The organism is Chryseobacterium turcicum (genome assembly GCF_021010565.1).
Taxonomy (GTDB): Bacteria; Bacteroidota; Bacteroidia; order Flavobacteriales; family Weeksellaceae; genus Chryseobacterium; species Chryseobacterium turcicum.
Window position 1 is genome coordinate 1992701 of record NZ_JAJNAY010000001.1, and the last position, 17819, is coordinate 2010519.

Consider the following 17819-nt stretch of genomic DNA (forward strand, 5'->3'; position numbering starts at 1 on the left):
CTAAAACCTAAAACCTAAAACCTAGTTCCTAAAAAATGCTTAAAAATAAGCCATTTTGTTTGGTAATACTTTGATTTTTGATGTTTTTGTCGACGTTTAATGGTTTCAGGAAGTTGAGCATAGAATCCAAAATGTCCTCTTGCAACCGCCCAAAGATGTGAAAAACCATTTTTATATGCAAAATAGAATGAGGCAACTCCATCTAGACATAATCTGAAAAATATCAACCCAATCAATTGAGGAAAAGGTAGATTTTTAAGCATCATCGAAAGATTATTTCTGATGTTTAAATATGTTTTTTGTGGGCTCTGTTTGTTTAATGTTCCACCTCCTACATGATAAATTTCTGATTTTCCGGTGTAAAATATTTTCTTTCCAGAATTAATCAATCTCCAGCAAAGGTCAATCTCTTCCTGATGGGCAAAAAATCTTTCGTCAAAACCATTTTGCTCCCAAAAATCTTTCGATTTGATGAAAAAACAACAACCCGAAGCCCAAAAAATTTCAGTTTCGTCATTGTATTGTCCTTTGTCTTCCTCTACATCATCAAAAACTCGTCCTCTGCAATAAGGATAACCTAAATTATCAATTAATCCACCAGCAGCACCTGCAAATTCAAAATATTTTTTATTGCTAAAAGATAAAATTTTAGGTTGAATCGCAGCAATTGAAGAATCTTTTTCAAATAAATCTACAACAGGCTTAATCCAATTTTCTGTTACTTCTACATCAGAATTCAAAAGGCAGTAATATTCTGCATTTATTTTTTTTAAACCTTGATTATAACCTCCTGCAAAACCGTAATTTTTATCATTAATTACAATTTTTACGGTAGGAAATTTTTCCTTTAAAAAATCAACAGAATCATCAGTCGAATGATTGTCGATAACGTAGATTTCAGCTTCTTCAGAAAAACGAATAACGCTTGGAAGAAATTTTTGAAGCCAGCTTTTACCGTTCCAGTTGAGGATAACTACGGCAATGTTTTTAGAATTTTCTGTCATTTATTCACCATCATAAGTTTTAATAGAATCCTGATATTTCCATTTTCTGTGTGACCAAAGGTAGTTGTCGGGATTTTTTCTTATCGTATTTTCAAGTAATTGATGAAATTTTCTTACCACTTCATTCTTTACAAATTTTTCACCTTCCGGATATATTCTGTGGTAATTAACTTGATAATGACCTCTTTTTACTTTTTTCATGTCACAGTAAATAAAAATAAGATCCATTCTTGTAGCCAGTTTATCATAACCGATAAATGCAGGAGTTCTCTGATTTAAGAATTTTAATCCGTAATTGACATGAGCAACGTGTGGTGTTTGATCTGCAACAAAAAGATAAAGAGTGTCTCCATCATTTTTGTTTCTGAAAATATTTAAGATAACTTCATTTGCTTCTAAAGGTTCATTTCCGAATTTACTTCTCAATTTTTTCATGTGATTTTCCCAAAAACTGCTGTTAACTTTTCGATACACAGGATGCGAATTTTTTTGTGGAGTAGTGGGTGCCAAAGCATTCATCCATTCCCAGTTGAACACATGACCCGCCATAAGAATCATATTTTTACCTTCAGCTTTTGCATCGTGAAATACATGTTGATTAATGTATTGCATTCGGACACGCGTCTCGGTTTCAGAAATACTGAAAGATTTTATCGTTTCAGCTAAATAATCTGAAAAATTTAGGTAAAATTTCTTTCTGATGGCTTTAATTTCTTTCTCTGTTTTTTCAGGAAAAGAATTTTTTAAATTCTGGGTAATAATTTTCTTTCTGTAGCCTACAAAATAGAAGTTTAAAAAAAAGATAATATCCGAAAAAATATATAATATTTTAAGCGGTATCTTAGAAATCAGGTAAAGTATTTTTATCAGGAAATTCATAAAGTATGCAAATTTAGTGATAAAAAAAATATGGTTTCATTTTTGCAAGTAATAAGTATTATTTTTTATTTTTATAGTATGAAAAAAATGTCGTTAGTAGCTCTTTTGACCTTAAGTACATTGGCTTGGGCTCAGAAGATTAGTAAATCAATAGATGCTAAAAATTCAAGTGATAAAGCTTTGTTGGTAAAAAGTGATGCAGCAGAATTGGAAGCGAAGAAAAAAGCAGTGGCAGAAGAAAAGGCAAAAATGCCTAAACCTTATGACGCTAAAGCTGATGCGCAAGCAGATATTAATAAGCTTATCGCTCAGGCAAAGAAAGAAGGAAAGAATATTATAATTCAGGCGGGTGGAAACTGGTGTATCTGGTGTTTAAGATTTAATCAATATGTACAGACAACTCCCGAATTGAAGAAAATCGTTGATGAAAATTATCTTTATTATCACTTAAATTACTCTCCAGATAATAAAAATGAAAAAGTTTTTGCAAAGTATATTAATATTAATGAACAACAATTTTATCCATTTTTTATCATTTTAGATAAAAATGGTAATAAAATTCACGTACAGCAAAGTGATGTTTTAGAGCAAGATAAAGGGTATAGCTTAGAAAAAACGAAAGCATTTTTTAATCAATGGGCTCCTAAATCATAAAAGTAAAACCGAGAAAGTTTCTCGGTTTTTTTATTTACAAAAATCTTTTAATCCAGCTTAATTTTTTCTCAGAATAAGGAGGATATTTTATATTGGGTTCTCCCCAGGTTGCTCTTTCAAGCATGGATTTTTGATGCGAAAAGGTTTCAAAGCCATATTTTCCATGATAATTTCCAATTCCGGAACTTCCAACGCCGCCAAATGGGAGGTTTTCGTTTCCTAAATGCATAATCACATCATTGATGCAACCGCCACCGAATGAAAGTTTATGAGTAAAGTTTTCTTTTTCTTCAGCATTATCAGTGAATAAATAAGCGGCTAAAGGTTTTTCGAGTGCTACAATCTCATTTAGAATCAAATTAAAATTTGTAAAAGAAATTACAGGTAAAATAGGTCCGAAAATTTCTTCCTGCATCACATCATCTTCCCAGGTAATATTCATTAAAATAGTAGGTTCTATATATCGTTTTTTATCATCATAGTTTCCTCCAAAATAAACTTTATCTTGATTAATTAATTTAATTAATCTTTGGAAATTTCTTTGATTAATAATTTTTGTATAATGCTCAGATTGGGGTTCATATTTAAATTGCTGAATGTTTTTTCTCAACATTTCTAAAAATTGTTCCTGTATAGATTCTTCTACCAATAAATAATCAGGTGCGACGCAGGTTTGTCCGGCATTTAAAAATTTCCCCCACACAATTCTTTTGGCAGTCACTTCAAGATTGGCATCTTTTGTAATAATAGCAGGGGATTTTCCACCTAATTCTAAAACTACAGGAGTTAAATTTTCAGCAGCAGCTTTGTAAACGATATTCCCGATTTTTGTACTTCCGGTAAAAAATATTTTATCGAATTTGAGTTTTAAAAGCGCTGTAGTTTCATCAATTCCTCCTTCGTAAGCATATAAATATTCCGGTGGGAAATTCTCATTGATGATTTTTGCCATTATTTTCATCGTGTTTTCGGCAATTTCGCTTGGTTTTAAAATACAACAGTTTCCGGCTGCTAAAGCTGCTACAATAGGAGATAAAGAGAGTTGATAAGGATAATTCCATGCGCCAATGACCAAAATGTTTCCTAAAGGTTCGCTATGAATTCTGCTTTTCCCAAATTGATTAGCAAGATTTGTTCTTACTTTTTTGGGTTTTGAAAGTGAGTTTAAATTCTTTAGATAATATTTAATGTCATTTAAAATAAAGGAAATTTCTGTGGTAAATGTATCGAATTTTGACTTTCCGAAATCATTGTAAATTGCTTCATATAAAAGGTTTTCGTTTTCTAAAATTACGTCACGAAGTTTCTCAAGATACATTTTTCTGAATCGGATACTTTTCGTTTGCTGTGTTCTAAAAAATGCTTTCTGCTGTGATACAATTTCCTGAATTTCCATAAATCAAATTTCAGGAAATATATCAAATCTTTTGCCTAAAATTTTACATAATATTTCTGATAGCAATTTTTACCGGATGATAAAGCAATACAATAAAAGCAGTGATTAGAGCTAGCCAAAATAATCCGGTGAAAATCTCCATATTAGACAGCAATATTGCCTGTGAATTAATTTTAGCTTTAAAAGCACCCACCGTCATCGATAATGATTCATTTACCGGAAGTTTGGCGATATTGGCTCCGAAAATTTGATTCCATTGTGAATAGAATATGGGATTGGTATCGGCAAACTGTGAACTTAAAGTATCAGAATGTTTTAAGGTTAAAAATAACATTAAATTTTGCATTAAAGCGTATCCTATTGCGGTGGTCCAGAATCTTGTTGAAGTTCCGACTGCCGTTGCATTAGATACATATTTTTCGGGCATTCCGGCAATTAAGAAAAAGACGAGAGGTGTAAAAAGTAATCCCTGTCCTACACCTTGAAGAAATAAGGGCGGACAAATCGTTTGAACAGTAGTGTCTGGATAAAAAGTGTAAGTAAACCAAGCACAATCAACTGCCAAAATCAAAAAACCTGCGAAGAAAACCAACCTTGACGAAGCTCCTTTTGTAATACATAATGCAGAAATAATAACTCCCAAAAAAGTTCCTGCAACATTCCAATATTGAATTTCAACAATATAATCCCAAGGCCATTTCCATACTGTTGCCATAATGTTGTAAACGTTGTTTATCGACGCTCTCAGAATATAAAAAATGAAAAAGAGAATAACGCCTACAATCACATTTTTAGAATTGAAAACTTCAAAATGAAAAAACGGTCTTGCAGAATTTCTTTGTTTCAGCATAAACAAACCTCCGGAAATCATACAGATGAAAAGACAGATTATAATAGTATTCGACTCGAACCACATTAATCTTTTGCCATAAATTAAAGCATATCCACCTGCCTGGAGACATCCCCAAAGCAAAAACCAACTCGTAATATCTAATTGATACAAAGGTTTTTTGGCGAAAAATCTGTTTTTATTAAAAATAGCGATGGCAATAATCAAAACAAAAACATGAAAATAAACCATCATTAAAATCATGTGTTGAAAATCGTAATCTTCAATACTCGATTTCAAAAAAGAAGTGGTAATCGTTCCGCCAATGAGAATAATGGTGTACATAAAAAGATAGGCAATTTCTTTGGCGTGTTTTGTTTTCAGCTCGGCAATAATTAATGGTAAAAAAATAGCGCCTTCCAAAACTCCAAAAATCCCCTCCAAAACACGAATTACCAAAATTAAATGATAATCGTTGGTAACAGAGAGCGCATAAAGCGTAAGAATAGAAACTGAAGACATCAGCAATGTGTAATATTTCACACTGAAATACGCCATAAACCTCTGTATTACTAAAAGTGTCACCACAAAAGTTCCATACATCAAAATCATTAAATATTGAATGTCGTCTGAGTCCGCATCCATAAATGAAGCAGTAAAAGCACTATTGGAATGCAAAAGTGATAACAACATCAGGTGCGGAAAAAGTGCTAAAATCAAAAGAGGAATCTTAAGCCATTGCGGCACCCATTTATGATAAACTGTATTGTGTTGCATGATTTTTTTTGAAACAAAATGCGAAAAGACAAAAGGGCAAAAGGTGTAAAAGTAAAGGTAAGATGGCAAAATTGCGATTCTGTCTTTTCGCGAAAATAGTTTAATTTGAAAATTTGAAAATGAGTTAATTTGAGAATTAAAAAGCTTTTTTACTCTAAAACCTATATCTTCTTAGCACTCACCAGAACATTCATTCCGGAAAGCAGTTTTTCGTTATTTTGATGACTATTGAGAATAATTTTCACTGGAAATCTTTGTTCTATTTTTACGAAATTTCCTGTTGCATTGTCTGGTTTTATTAAAGAAAATTGCGAACCTGAAGCTGGGGAAATAGAAACTATTTTTCCTTTAAATTCTACGTCAGGATAAGCATCTGCTGTGATGATAACTTCTTTATTCTGGTTGATTTGCCCGAGTTGAGTTTCTTTATAATTGGCAATAATCCATTTTTCTTTACTTACGATTTGAACCAAAGCCTGACCTTCTTTGATTAGCTGACCCTCCTGAATGGTTTTCTTGCCGACCCAACCATCATAAGGAGCCGTAACAACCGTATAAGAAAGAAAAAGTTTAGCATTATTTAAACTTGCAGAGCTTTGCTGAATCTGGCTTTTTGCAGGGGCAACTTTTGTTCCCTGCTCGTTAACACTTGCTCTCACAGCATTTTTTTGTTGTTCTAAAGCTAAAAGATTGGCTTTTGCCTGTTCGTAAGAAGCTTTTGCATTTTCAAATTGCTGTTCTGTGGCAGCGTCTTCTGAAACTAGGTTTTTATATCTTTTAAAATCCTGCTCGGTTCTCCAGATGTCGATTCTTGCAGAGGCAATTTTGGCATCGATGATTTTATTATCGCTTGCTTTGGTGTTTACGCCACTTTCAATGGTGCTAATATTTTCAGAATTTGCATTGAGATTAGCTTCTGCCATTTTCACTTGATTAACAAATTCACGATTGTCTATGACGATTAAAGTATCTCCTTTATGAACAAATTGATTTTCGTTAAACTTAATAATTTTTATAAATCCTGAAACTTTGCTGGAAACCGGAGTAATATACTGCTCAATTTGCGCATCGTTTGTGGTCACGTTTTTTCTGGAAAAAAGATAAAAGCTTAGCATTCCCGTTATTCCTGTGATAATGAGAATCCATGCTAATAAAGTAATCGTCTTGTTGATTCTTTTTTCCTTTCGTGTTAATTGCTTCTGTGCCATAGTTTTTATAGGTTTCCAATCGTGTATTGGAGTTGATAATATTTAAGTTGACGATTTATTTTTACTGAAATTAAATTAGACTGAGCTTCCAAATATGTATTGTCAGCATCGATTAATTCGGTGATTAAACTTAGTTTGTTGGTGTATTTTGTTCTTACAATTCTATAATTTTCTTTAGCCTGATTAATAGCTTCTTCTGCAATGGTTACCTTTTGATTGGTTTCTTCAAACTTCTTGTAAGCTTCGTAGACGTTATGTCTTATATTTTCTTCATTTTCTTCAATTTGCAGCTTTGCAAGGCTTATATTCTCTTTTGCTTCCTGCATTTTATACTTATTTTTATATAAGTTTTCGATAGGATACGTAAGATTTACGCCAATCATTCCAAGACGATAGGCATAAGGTTCGGGCGGAAAAAACATCATATTCGGATATTTTATAAAATATTCTCCACCTGCGGTAATTTTTGGTAAATAATTCGCTTGTGTTATTTTTTTGTCTATTTCTTTTAGTGAAAGATTTTTGCTCGCCATTTCTACAGATTCATTTTTATGTAAAGCGGTTTCCGTTAAATCATTCACATAAGGGATTTCGGCATTTTCTGAAATCAAATCTCCTGTATCTACATGCATTTCCTGATTTTCGGGAAGGGAAAGGATTGTTTTTAATTTGTGTTCGGCAATCTGTACATCGTTATCCAGCTCTGTCCAGCTCATTTTATGATTAGAAAGCTGTAAAGAAGTTCTCAGGACTTCATTTACCGTCACAACACCATTTGCTTTCAAGGCTTTGACATGTTTGATATTAACTGAATCTTCATGCATTTTATCATTAATCAAACCTTGCTGTTCTTTTAAATGATGAATTTGAAGAAAAGCCGTGATAATTTCCATCGTTAATTGTCTTTTGTCTAAATGAGTTTTTAGTGAAGAAATTTCGGTGTCAATAGCTGCTTTTTTCTCTGTATTTTTAATTTTTCCACCCATATAAACCGGAATAGAGGCTGAAAGCGTAAAGTCGTACATTCCATTTATGATGTCATACTTTGTAGCTTTTCCAAATACGCCATTTTCGTGCTGAAAAAGATTAGAAACCTGATTGTAGCTTGTATGAAACTCAATATCCGGAAGCCTTTCCATTTTGAGGTCTTTTTCTTTGGTCTCAGACATTTCACTTTTCAGATGGCTGATTTGAATGTTTTTGTTGTTTTTTAAACCAATTTCAACGGCTTGCTCTAGGCTGAGATGTTGATAATCGATTATTTGGGAGTGTAAAATATTGCTTATTAGTAATAAGCACAACGCGATACAGTGATATCTGTTTGCGTTAAATATCATTTTCATAATTTATTTGAACGTTTTTTGAAAAATTGATTTTGATGCTGCAAATTTACGGGGTGAAGTTAAAGACACGATTTGTGAAAACAGAAAAATATTTGTCCATTTGCGCCAAATTGATTTTTTTATTACCTTTATGGTATGGATGACAGTCATTTTGGAGCCGTTGAAGAATTAGATGCCGAGTTTTATATTTATCATGTTCTCGCAGGGAGTATAAAAACAGAGATTCATCACCATAGTTCTGCACAGTTGGTGTATGCTGAAGGCGGTATTGTGCATATTTTTACCGATTTGAAACACTGGTATTTACCGGCGAGATGTTTTATGTGGATTCCTGCAGGAACTCCGCATTATATTTTTTCAACAAGCCCAAAAGTAGATTTGTATAATTTTTATTTTAAAAAAGAAGAAAATGAAGATGGCTTTTTTGATGAAATAAACATTTATTCGGTCAGTCATTTGTTGAGAGAGATGATTTTATATACAAAAGAATGGGATGGGAAAATCACAAAAAATGATAGCACTAATTATTATTTTCTCAAAGCTTTAAAAGCTATTTTACCTGATAAGAGAGATAAGAAACTAGCGTTCCCGATACAGCATCCTTTTCCTAATGATGAAACTTTATTGAAGATTGCCCAATACATTCATGCTAATCTTGAAAAGCCTTTAACCATCGAATCTACGGCAAAAGAATTTGGAATGAGCACAAGAACACTCTCAAGGAAATTTAAAGAGATTTTGGGGATGAATTACGTTCGTTTTCTAAGAGCTTTAAGAATTACCCGTTCATTAGAATTAATGATTGAAGAAAAATACAATATGTATGAGATTGCTATGATGGTGGGATATAACAGTCTTTCTTCTTTCAGTAACATTTTCAAAAAAGTAATTGGAATTCCTCCGACGGAATATCAGCAAAAGCTGAGAGGGAATGGTTAGGTGGGAGAGTTATGTGTTTGAGAGTTGGAGGGTTCTAGAGATAGTGAGTTTTTGCTGCGAAGTTTTTTGTGTCATTGAGAGGAATGGAGTGACGAAGCAATCTCTTTAAAAGAATTATTAATAAGATTTTCACAAAGTTTGTCATCCTAAAAGAATTTAGGTAACGGTTTTTACAAATCAGTCTCTACAAAAAGATTTTAGATTCCTACCGGAATGACAAAGTGGATGTAGATTTTAATTTTATATCGAGATTACTTCGATGCGACACTCCTCGCAATGGCAAAACTTCTAACGCAAGAATTATTCCCCTCCTTTGGAGGGGTGGCGAAAATTCGAAAGAATTTTTGACGGGGTGGTTTTTGAGGCTAAAAATTGCTTTGTCACTCCACTTCTCGCAATGACAAAAGTGGAATGAAAAACATATTTCCTAGCCCCGATAGAAACGGTTACCCCGCAACAAGGAGTGGGAAAGCATGAGGGTTTTGGCGGGGGAGAGTTGGTGGCGTGAGGAGTATGAGTGGATAGCGGGAAATAGCTTCTAAAAAATAGATTAAAAAGAAAAAAACCACTTCAGATGAAGTGGTTTATATTTTAGAGAAAATCTCTTGAATTCTTAAGCTTCTTCAGAAGGAGTTTCTTCTACTTTAGCTACTGGCTTTGGAGCAGCTGGTTTAGGAGCTTCTACTGGTGCGTCAGATACGATGTCGAATTCGAAGTTGTATTCTACATTTCTGTGTAATCTTACGTTAGCAGTTACTTTACCAGTTCTCTTGATTGTGTTTCCAGGGATTTTGATATATTTCTTGTCAACAGAAACTCCAGCTTTAGAAAGAGCAGCAGAAAGATCTGCATTGTTGATAGATCCAAATAATTTATCACCAGAACCTACTTTTGCAGGAATAGTAATAGAAGTTTTCTTTAATTGATCAACTACAGCGTTTGCAGCAGCGATTAATTTAGCTTCTTCTTCTTTTCTAGCTTCCAAAGTAGCTTCAAGAGCTGCAATGTTTTTAGGAGTAGCTAAAAGAGCAAAACCTTGAGGTAACAAGAAGTTTCTTGCATAACCTGGCTTTACATTTACTGTGTCGAATTCAAGACCTAAGTTTTCTACGTCTTTTTTTAGAATAATGTTCATTGTTGTTGTCCTTTTTTAGATGTTAGAAGTTAGATGTTAGAAATTAGATGTTAGACATAGTCTGTTATCTGAAATCTGTTATCTGAAATCTAAAATCAAGTTAGAATTAATATGTATTCAGCAACAAAAAGCCAAAAGCGATGAGCTAATGGCTAATTGCATTTTTTTATTTCAATAAGTCAGCTACGTAAGGCATCATTGCAAGGTGTCTTGCTCTTTTGATAGCCGAAGAAACTTTTCTTTGGTACTTCAAAGAAGTTCCAGTATATCTTCTAGGTAAGATTTTACCTTGTTCGTTTACAAATTGTAATAAGAAATCAGCATCTTTGTAATCAACGTGCTTAATTCCGAATTTTTTGAATCTACAGTACTTTTTATCAGTTTTAGTGTTGATATCAAGTGGTGTAAGGAATTTCACTTCAGATTCTCCTCCAGCTGAGGCTTGTTTAGCCATATCATCTATTGCCATGTCTTGTCTTTTTTAAATTTTGGGTTAATAAATAATTAAGCTCTTGAAGCTTTAAGTTTAGTTCTTCTAGTTACAGCGTACTCTACAGCGTGCTTGTCTAGTTTTGTAGTAAGGTAACGAATTACTCTTTCGTCACGTTTGAATGCTAATTCTAAATCAGCAACTACAGTACCTTCACCTTTAAACTCGATTAAAGTGTAGAATCCATTCTTTTTAAGTTGAATAGGATAAGCTAATTTTTTTAATCCCCAATTTTCTCTAGTGACAATCTCACAGTTCTTTTCTTTCAAAAGATCTACATACTTGTTCACTGCTTCCTCCACCTGAGCTTCAGATAGAACGGGAGTTAAAATGAAAACAGTTTCGTAATTGTTCATAATGTTAAATGAATTTGTTAATTATTTCGAGGTGCAAAATTATGAAATGTATTTGGAATATGCAATAAATAAAAGCTATTAATAATAAAATTAATTTGGCGAAATCATTTCCATTAATTTAAAAAATAGAAACTTAAGCTTCCTGATCTTCTTTATTTCTAATTTCGGTAAGGAAATTCATTTTCAATACATCATAAAGCGAATGTCTGCTTACTAAAATTGAAAATATTGAAGAAATCATCCCCGCCAACATCAAGTGAAAAATTAAAGAATGCCTGTCGGTCATTTCCAAAACGATGATTGCAGAGGTGAAAGGCGCTCTTGTAATGCCTGTAAGAAAAGCAACCATTCCTCCTAAAACTACAACATTGGTCTCATTAGGGGTAAGATGTATAATTCCAGAAACGACAGATCCAATACTTGCACCCGCCGTTAATGCAGGTGCGAAAATTCCCCCTGCTCCGCCTGAAGTAAATGATAGAGCTGGACCCAGCATTCTCAAAATGGGAACATACCAATCTTCATGTTTATCCTGAGTGAAAAGTACGCGCTCTATAATTTCTTTTCCTGAACCTAAAATTTCACGGCTTATAAAAAACGAGATACAGGCTATTAGTAAGGCACAACCTACTAAAAATATGATGTGGTCTCTATTTGTTTTTAATTTTCTTTTTTTCCAGCTACTTATTTTAAGCATAATCACTGAAAGTTGACTGGCTAAAATTCCGGCAATTCCGGCAACTAAAACAATAGGAAACATCACCATTAATGAAACATCGTTGGTTTTAGGATACGCTAAATACAAATAAGAACCGGCTAAAGTCTGTGCCGTTAATCCAGCAATAATGACTGCGGTAAACAATGCTGTTTTAAAGTAATTGATGTGTGTTTTTGAGAGTTCTTCCACCGCAAATACAATTCCGCCAAGAGGAGTGTTGAAGGCAGCAGCTAATCCAGCAGCAGCTCCCGTCATAATCATGTTTTTTTTTGATATTTTTGGCCACCATTCCGGAAGATATTCATTTACTTTTCTAAAAATAGACCCTGCAATCTGAATCGTGGGTCCTTCTCTACCTACAGCGCCACCTCCGATTACCAAAACAACGGAAGAAAGGATTTTAAATACAATAATTTTTATGCTTAAAAGACTTCTGATTTTTTTATGCTCTTTAGGATTGGCTAATTCTACAGCTGCCATTACTTGAGGAATACCGCTTCCTTTAGCGTTGGGAGCAAATTCTTTTACCAACCACCACGACAAAACAAAACCAACGGGAGCAATAAAGAAAATCATCCAATCGTGCCAATTTAAAATATAATGAAGCAAACCTTCACCCCATGAAAATATTTTAGCATACATCACTGCAAAAAAGCCTGTAATAATCGAGCCTATCCAAAAAGGAATCGCCTGAAGCAAATTATGTTTCAGTTGTTCGTTTCGGATGTTGTCGAAAGATTTTTTAAGACCTTTTCGGATGTAGACCAATATTCTACGCATATTTCAAATCTAAACTAATTTTTAAGGATATGAAAATTTTATATCTAATTCTGATTGTTAAATTTTGGAATTAATAATATTAGAGCTTGTTTAAATTTAAATAATTTATCTCGCAGATTTTGCTGATTAAGCAGATTAATTTCTCTGTTTTTAATCTGCTTAATCTAGGTAATCTGCGAGAATTATATAAAAAATGATTGAAAAAAATCACAACTTAATCGTACAGAATTTAAATTAATAAAATTTAAACAAGCTCTTGGTATTGGAGGCTTTACTAAAATTTAATTTGAAACATTAAAAAGGTAAAATAATTAATGAAAAGACATGAAAAAAAACCTTCGAAAAAAATCGAAGGTTTTTATATTTTCAAATTGGCAAAAATTACTTATTACCAATTATTCATTACTTATATTTCAGTGTTAAGATCCCAGTTTTGTAGGTAATCGTGAACGTGCTTCAACATCATTCCACCTAAAGAACCGTCTACCACTCTGTGATCGTAAGAGTGAGACATGAACATCAACTGACGAATAGCGATTACATCACCATCTTTAGTTTCAAGAACTGCTGGTTTTTTAACGATCGCTCCAATTGCCATAATTGCAACCTGAGGCTGAGGAATAATAGGAGTTCCCATTAAGTTTCCAAAGCTTCCTACGTTAGAAATAGTGTAAGTAGCCCCTTGAGTATCTTCTGGTCTTAATTTTTTGTTTCTTGCTCTGTATGCTAAGTCGTTAATCGCTTTTGCTAAGCCTGAAAGTGATAACTGATCAGCGTTTTTAATCACAGGAACGATAAGGTTTCCGTCTGGTAAAGCTGTTGCCATACCGATATTGATATTTTTCTTCTTGATAATGTTTTCACCATTGATAGAAACATTGATCATTGGGAAATCCTGAATCGCTTTTACAATTGCTTTTACAAAAATAGGCATGAAAGTCAGTTTTTCACCTTCACGTTTTTCGAACATATCTTTGTTTTTAGCTCTCCATTTTACAACGTTGGTTACGTCGGTTTCGATGAAAGAGGTAACGTGTGGAGCGATATGTTTTGCTTTCACCATGTTTTCAGCGATGATTTTTCTCATTCTGTCCATAGGAATGATTTCGTCACCTGCAGCTGTACTGATGGTAGCAGCCGGAGTTGATACTGCTTTTACTGCTGGAGTAGAAGCTGCCTGAACTGGCGCAGCTTGTGGAGCTGGCTGGTTTCCTCTGTTAGCAACATGTGCTAAAATATCTTCTTTGGTAATTCTTCCTTCTAGACCACTTCCTTTGATCGTTTGTAGTTCAGATTCAGAAATATTTTCTTGCTGAGCGATAGATTTTACAAGAGGAGACAAGTAAAGATCTCCCGAAAACTCTACATGAGAGGTAGCTGTTGCCGCTAAAGGCTCTTCAATTGTCTTAATTGTTGCTGCATCCGGAGCTTGAGTTTCAGTTTTTACTTCCTCAGAAGCTGTGTTTCCGCCTTCTCCTTCGATTTCTAAAATAGCGATGGCTTCACCTACTTTTGCAACTTCGTCTTTTTGTTTAAGGATTTTTACAATTCTCCCTGAAACTGGTGTCGGAACGTCTGAATCTACTTTATCTGTTGCAATTTCTACTACCGAATCATCTTCTTTTACCTGGTCGCCTTCATTGAATAACCAAGTGATAACTGTAGCTTCCATCACGCCTTCACCCATAGAAGGAAGCAATAATTTGTATTCTGCCATTTTTAAATTTTAGATTTTGACAAATATATAAAAAAAATCGGTTTTTTTATGAAATAGATAATCTTAGAAAAATTCTATGTAAATATTTTCTCCCACATTAAGCCCAAAAAGCGTTTTTGCCCCATTTTTTTTACTGCCTTTGTAGATGGTTAATTCAAGTTGGTCACAGTCATTAAAAATAGCTGCAGATTGCCCATGATATTCGGTTTCTCTTTCCCAATCTACGACCAATTCTGTATGGCTGGAATATATTTTTGAAAGACTTAAGTTCCTGAATTTGATGGTAAAACTTTCAAAACCTTTGGCTAAGGTTTCAAAAAAATCTTTGTTAATATTTGAGATTATATTTCCGAAATTATCAATGTACATAACATCACCAATAATCATTTTTTCAGACTCATTATAAACCGGTTTCGGGAACAAAAGCTGCTTGGTAGATTCTATTTTTCTACCGATTACTTCGGGGAGTCCGCCATTGGCTAAATGTACAGCAACAGGAACAAAAACATCGGTCGAAGTGAAGCTTACGATGTCATCAAATCGGTTGTTAAGTGTGATTTCGTAAACGGCTTCAGGTTTAATGTCGAAAAAAATAAGACTTAAAAGCCCGTTATCGGCTGCCAAAAAATAATGGCCATCTGATTTATATAAAATATTTTTTCTTGATTTATGAAAAAAACTGTCAACAGAAATAATGTGAATTGTTCCGGTTGGGAAATATTTGTAGGCATTTCTTACAATATAAGACGCTTGAATCAAATTATACGCCTGGATATCATGAGTGATATCAACGCTGTTTACGTCAGGGTTAAGCGACAAGATTTTTCCTTTCATAGCTGAAACTCTGTAATCTAAGCGTCCGAAATCTGAAGTGAGGGTAATAATTGACATGAATAAAAGGGATAGTATTGCAAATTTATCTAAAATAAAAAGAAAGAAACGGCTATTGTGGATAAGAATTTAATTTAAAATTAAAAAAAAACTTCTAAATTTAAATTCTAATATAAAAATATTTGCATGTTTGAATTAACGTATGATTTAGATGATATTGATTCAAAAAACTTCTATGGAGTTAATAACCAATATTTCAATTTAATAAAATCAAGCTTTCCAACCATTAAAATTACTGGTAGAGACCATTTTATCTTTGCGATCGGAAATAAGGAGGCTTTAGATATATTTAAGCAAAAGCTTGACGATATTGTCGCTTTTATTTCTAAAAACAATGCTATAGGGCTGAAAGACGTAGAAAATATCCTCAATATAAAAGATGAGCACGAGAAGCAACTTGTTTTCGACCAGGATATCATTGTAAAAGGGGTTAATGGAAAAGTTATTAAGGCTAAAACCACCAACCTTAAAAAGCTTGTTAAAGAAACGGATAAGAAAGATATGGTTTTTGCAATTGGCCCTGCAGGAACCGGAAAAACATATACTAGTGTTGCTTTGGCGGTAAGAGCTTTAAGAGATAAAGAGGTTAAAAGAATTGTTTTGACAAGACCTGCGGTAGAAGCCGGAGAAAGTCTTGGTTTCTTACCCGGAGACCTTAAAGAAAAGCTTGACCCTTATTTGCAGCCATTGTATGACGCTCTCCGCGATATGATTCCACATGAAAAATTGGAAGGATATATGGAGAAAAAAGTGATTGAAGTGGCACCGTTGGCATTTATGAGAGGTCGTACATTAGATGATGCCTTTGTAATTTTGGATGAAGCGCAGAATACAACCCACGCTCAAATGAAAATGTTTCTTACAAGAATGGGGATGAATGCTAAATTTATCATTACAGGAGATCCTACTCAGATTGATTTACCTCCAAAGCAGCATTCTGGGCTGAAAGAAGCAATGCGAATTTTAAAAGACGTAAAAGAAATTGGCTTTGTGTATTTAACGGAAGAAGATGTAGTGCGCCATCCTGTAGTTAAAAAAATTATTTTAGCGTATAACGAAGAAGATAAGAGAGCTAAAGAGTAATGTATTCGTATAATTTTTTCAAAAATATTTAAAAGTATTTTGCGATTCCAGTAAAAGTGATATATTTGGAATCTTAAAATTTGTTAAAAAAAGACTGTAAATTATGAAAAAATTATTACTTGTTGCTTCTGTAGTTTTAATGGGAGTTGGTGTAAATGCTCAGGAGTTTCGATTTGGACCAAAAGCTGGTTTCGCAATGTCAACAATGAAGATTGATGATAAACAAGATGATCTTGGTGCTAGAAAAATGAGCCCTAAATACACTTTCTACGTTGGGGGTATGGCAGAATACAAAATCAATGATAACTTTGGTCTTCAGGCAGAAGTTTTATATTCTCCGCTGGGAGCAAAAGAAAAAATTGATGGGATAAATGCAGGAGTTGTTTTTGTTGGTGAGCAAACTAAGGTCGAGTTGGGGACTATTTTGGTGCCGGTTTCTGCGAAGTATTTCTTTACAGAAAATATTTCGGTTGCTGCGGGTGCAAACTTTGGAGTGATTCTTACAGCGAAGCAAAAAACGGTAATTGGTTCTGATTTTATTAACGTGGGCGTAGTAGACGAAGAAAATAATTCAGGCGAAATAGATATTAAAAAAGATATCAAAAAATTAAATATTGCTCCATTTGTAGGAGTTGAATATATGTTGGAAAACGGACTCTTCTTTGATGCAAGATACAGCTTAGGAGTATCTAATCTTTCTAATGACGGAAGTGGAGGAAAAGTAACCAACAGCTTTGCGCAAATTGGTGTAGGCTTCAAATTTGGAGGAAACTAAGAAATTATTTTTCAAATATAATATTATGCAGGGCAGTTTTGCTCTGCATTTTTATTGTAATATACTCCTGCGGCATTGTGTTTGCTATAAAGAAGCATTGAGTTAATAACAAACATTTAAATTTTTAAAATGAAAAAATTACTATTGCTAAGTGCATTTGCATTGTTTGGTGGAGCTTTACAAGCTCAAGAAGGGTTTAAACTGGGAGCTCACATTGGTGCGCCAGTAGGTGATGCGGCAGATTTTGCTTCAGTTACTTTAGGCGTTGATGCTTCATATATGTGGAATATCACAAAAGGTTTAGACGTAGGTATAGCTACAGGATATTCACATTTTTTCGGTAAAGACCGTTGGGAAGATTTCGGATTTATTCCTTTGGCTGCATCAGGAAAATACAGATTTAATGGTCTTCCTCTTTTTGTGGGCCTTGATTTGGGTGGTGCAATCTCTACTAAAGATGGAATTGATAGTGGTTTATACGTGTATCCAAAAGTAGGTTTTCAGTTGCCTAAAGCTGAAATATATTTAGGATACCAGAATATTGGAAGCGAAAGAGGAGATTGGGATAGAGACAGAGACCGTAGAATTGATTCAAACTTTGGTGCCATCAATTTGGGGGTAAATTTCTTTTTGAAATAAATTCTTAAACAATGATATTGAACTCTGATTGAAAAATCAGAGTTTTTTTATGTTAATTTTTGAAAATAAAAACATTTCTATCTCTTAGTTGTGATTTCTACCTGATAAAACCTAATATTCATGCGTGATATTAATCACATTAACAAATTTTAATATTTCCTGAGGTCAGTATAAATTTGCAGTCAAGAAAGTATAAAATTATTCAA

Annotated in this window: 17 protein-coding genes; 5 read left to right on the top strand and 12 right to left on the bottom strand. The window is 33.6% G+C overall.

What is annotated here, in order from left to right; all coding sequences use genetic code 11:
* Nucleotides 1-14: 14 nt before the first annotated feature.
* The gene (locus tag LO744_RS09030; protein ID WP_230668756.1) at nucleotides 15-1004 is read right to left on the bottom strand and encodes a glycosyltransferase family 2 protein; all 990 of its coding nucleotides are present in this window, start codon (nucleotides 1002-1004) and stop codon (nucleotides 15-17) included.
* Nucleotides 1005-1883, bottom strand: coding sequence for a lysophospholipid acyltransferase family protein (locus LO744_RS09035; protein WP_230668757.1), 879 nt, complete (start codon nucleotides 1881-1883; stop codon nucleotides 1005-1007). It lies immediately after the preceding gene.
* Between the two features lie 78 nt (nucleotides 1884-1961).
* On the opposite strand from LO744_RS09035, the gene LO744_RS09040 reads away from it, so the two are divergent.
* Entirely contained in the window at nucleotides 1962-2537 is a 576-nt protein-coding gene (locus tag LO744_RS09040) for a thioredoxin family protein (protein ID WP_230668758.1), read from the top strand.
* Between the two features lie 34 nt (nucleotides 2538-2571).
* Here LO744_RS09040 and LO744_RS09045 read toward each other — a convergent pair whose 3' ends face one another.
* The 4 genes from LO744_RS09045 to LO744_RS09060 all read right to left on the bottom strand — a co-directional run bounded on the left by LO744_RS09045 (nucleotide 2572) and on the right by LO744_RS09060 (nucleotide 8090).
* Nucleotides 2572-3933 carry an aldehyde dehydrogenase gene (locus LO744_RS09045; protein ID WP_230668759.1) on the bottom strand — a complete coding sequence of 454 codons (1362 nt, stop codon included), beginning with the start codon at nucleotides 3931-3933 and terminating at the stop codon, nucleotides 2572-2574.
* Between the two features lie 43 nt (nucleotides 3934-3976).
* Complete coding sequence (locus tag LO744_RS09050) at nucleotides 3977-5539, bottom strand: MFS transporter (protein ID WP_230668760.1); 1563 nt, start codon at nucleotides 5537-5539, stop codon at nucleotides 3977-3979.
* 161 nt (nucleotides 5540-5700) lie between these two features.
* A complete protein-coding gene (locus LO744_RS09055; RefSeq protein ID WP_230668761.1) occupies nucleotides 5701-6747 on the bottom strand; it encodes an HlyD family secretion protein in 1047 nt (348 codons plus the stop codon).
* Between the two features lie 5 nt (nucleotides 6748-6752).
* Complete coding sequence (locus LO744_RS09060; RefSeq protein WP_230668762.1) at nucleotides 6753-8090, bottom strand: TolC family protein; 1338 nt, start codon at nucleotides 8088-8090, stop codon at nucleotides 6753-6755.
* A gap of 135 nt (nucleotides 8091-8225) precedes the next feature.
* Here LO744_RS09060 and LO744_RS09065 point away from each other — a divergent pair, with 135 nt between their 5' ends.
* Nucleotides 8226-9029 (top strand): helix-turn-helix domain-containing protein, encoded by an 804-nt coding sequence (locus LO744_RS09065; protein WP_230668763.1) that lies wholly within the window; start codon nucleotides 8226-8228, stop codon nucleotides 9027-9029.
* 613 nt (nucleotides 9030-9642) lie between these two features.
* On the opposite strand, the gene rplI is transcribed toward LO744_RS09065, so the two are convergent.
* The 6 genes from rplI to LO744_RS09095 form a co-directional block, all read right to left on the bottom strand.
* Nucleotides 9643-10164: a 50S ribosomal protein L9 gene (gene rplI, locus LO744_RS09070; RefSeq protein ID WP_230668764.1), complete on the bottom strand. Its 522-nt coding sequence runs from the start codon at nucleotides 10162-10164 to the stop codon at nucleotides 9643-9645.
* A gap of 166 nt (nucleotides 10165-10330) precedes the next feature.
* On the bottom strand, nucleotides 10331-10633 hold the full coding sequence (gene rpsR / locus LO744_RS09075; protein ID WP_034757623.1) for a 30S ribosomal protein S18: 303 nt from the start codon (nucleotides 10631-10633) through the stop codon (nucleotides 10331-10333).
* A gap of 35 nt (nucleotides 10634-10668) precedes the next feature.
* A complete protein-coding gene (rpsF, locus tag LO744_RS09080) occupies nucleotides 10669-11010 on the bottom strand; it encodes a 30S ribosomal protein S6 (RefSeq protein WP_066676900.1) in 342 nt (113 codons plus the stop codon).
* A gap of 133 nt (nucleotides 11011-11143) precedes the next feature.
* Nucleotides 11144-12508 carry a chloride channel protein gene (locus LO744_RS09085; protein ID WP_230668765.1) on the bottom strand — a complete coding sequence of 455 codons (1365 nt, stop codon included), beginning with the start codon at nucleotides 12506-12508 and terminating at the stop codon, nucleotides 11144-11146.
* Nucleotides 12509-12914: 406 nt separating this feature from the next.
* Nucleotides 12915-14225: a dihydrolipoamide acetyltransferase family protein gene (locus LO744_RS09090; RefSeq protein ID WP_230668766.1), complete on the bottom strand. Its 1311-nt coding sequence runs from the start codon at nucleotides 14223-14225 to the stop codon at nucleotides 12915-12917.
* A gap of 63 nt (nucleotides 14226-14288) precedes the next feature.
* Entirely contained in the window at nucleotides 14289-15116 is an 828-nt protein-coding gene (locus tag LO744_RS09095; RefSeq protein ID WP_230668767.1) for an SAM hydrolase/SAM-dependent halogenase family protein, read from the bottom strand.
* Between the two features lie 126 nt (nucleotides 15117-15242).
* Between LO744_RS09095 and LO744_RS09100 the strand changes: the two genes are divergently transcribed.
* The 3 genes from LO744_RS09100 (at nucleotide 15243) to LO744_RS09110 (ending at nucleotide 17613) form a co-directional block, all read left to right on the top strand.
* Nucleotides 15243-16199 carry a PhoH family protein gene (locus tag LO744_RS09100; RefSeq protein ID WP_230668768.1) on the top strand — a complete coding sequence of 319 codons (957 nt, stop codon included), beginning with the start codon at nucleotides 15243-15245 and terminating at the stop codon, nucleotides 16197-16199.
* A gap of 103 nt (nucleotides 16200-16302) precedes the next feature.
* Nucleotides 16303-16974 (top strand): porin family protein, encoded by a 672-nt coding sequence (locus LO744_RS09105; RefSeq protein ID WP_230668769.1) that lies wholly within the window; start codon nucleotides 16303-16305, stop codon nucleotides 16972-16974.
* Between the two features lie 129 nt (nucleotides 16975-17103).
* The gene (locus LO744_RS09110) at nucleotides 17104-17613 is read left to right on the top strand and encodes a hypothetical protein (RefSeq protein ID WP_230668770.1); all 510 of its coding nucleotides are present in this window, start codon (nucleotides 17104-17106) and stop codon (nucleotides 17611-17613) included.
* The last annotated feature ends 206 nt before the right edge of the window (nucleotides 17614-17819 follow it).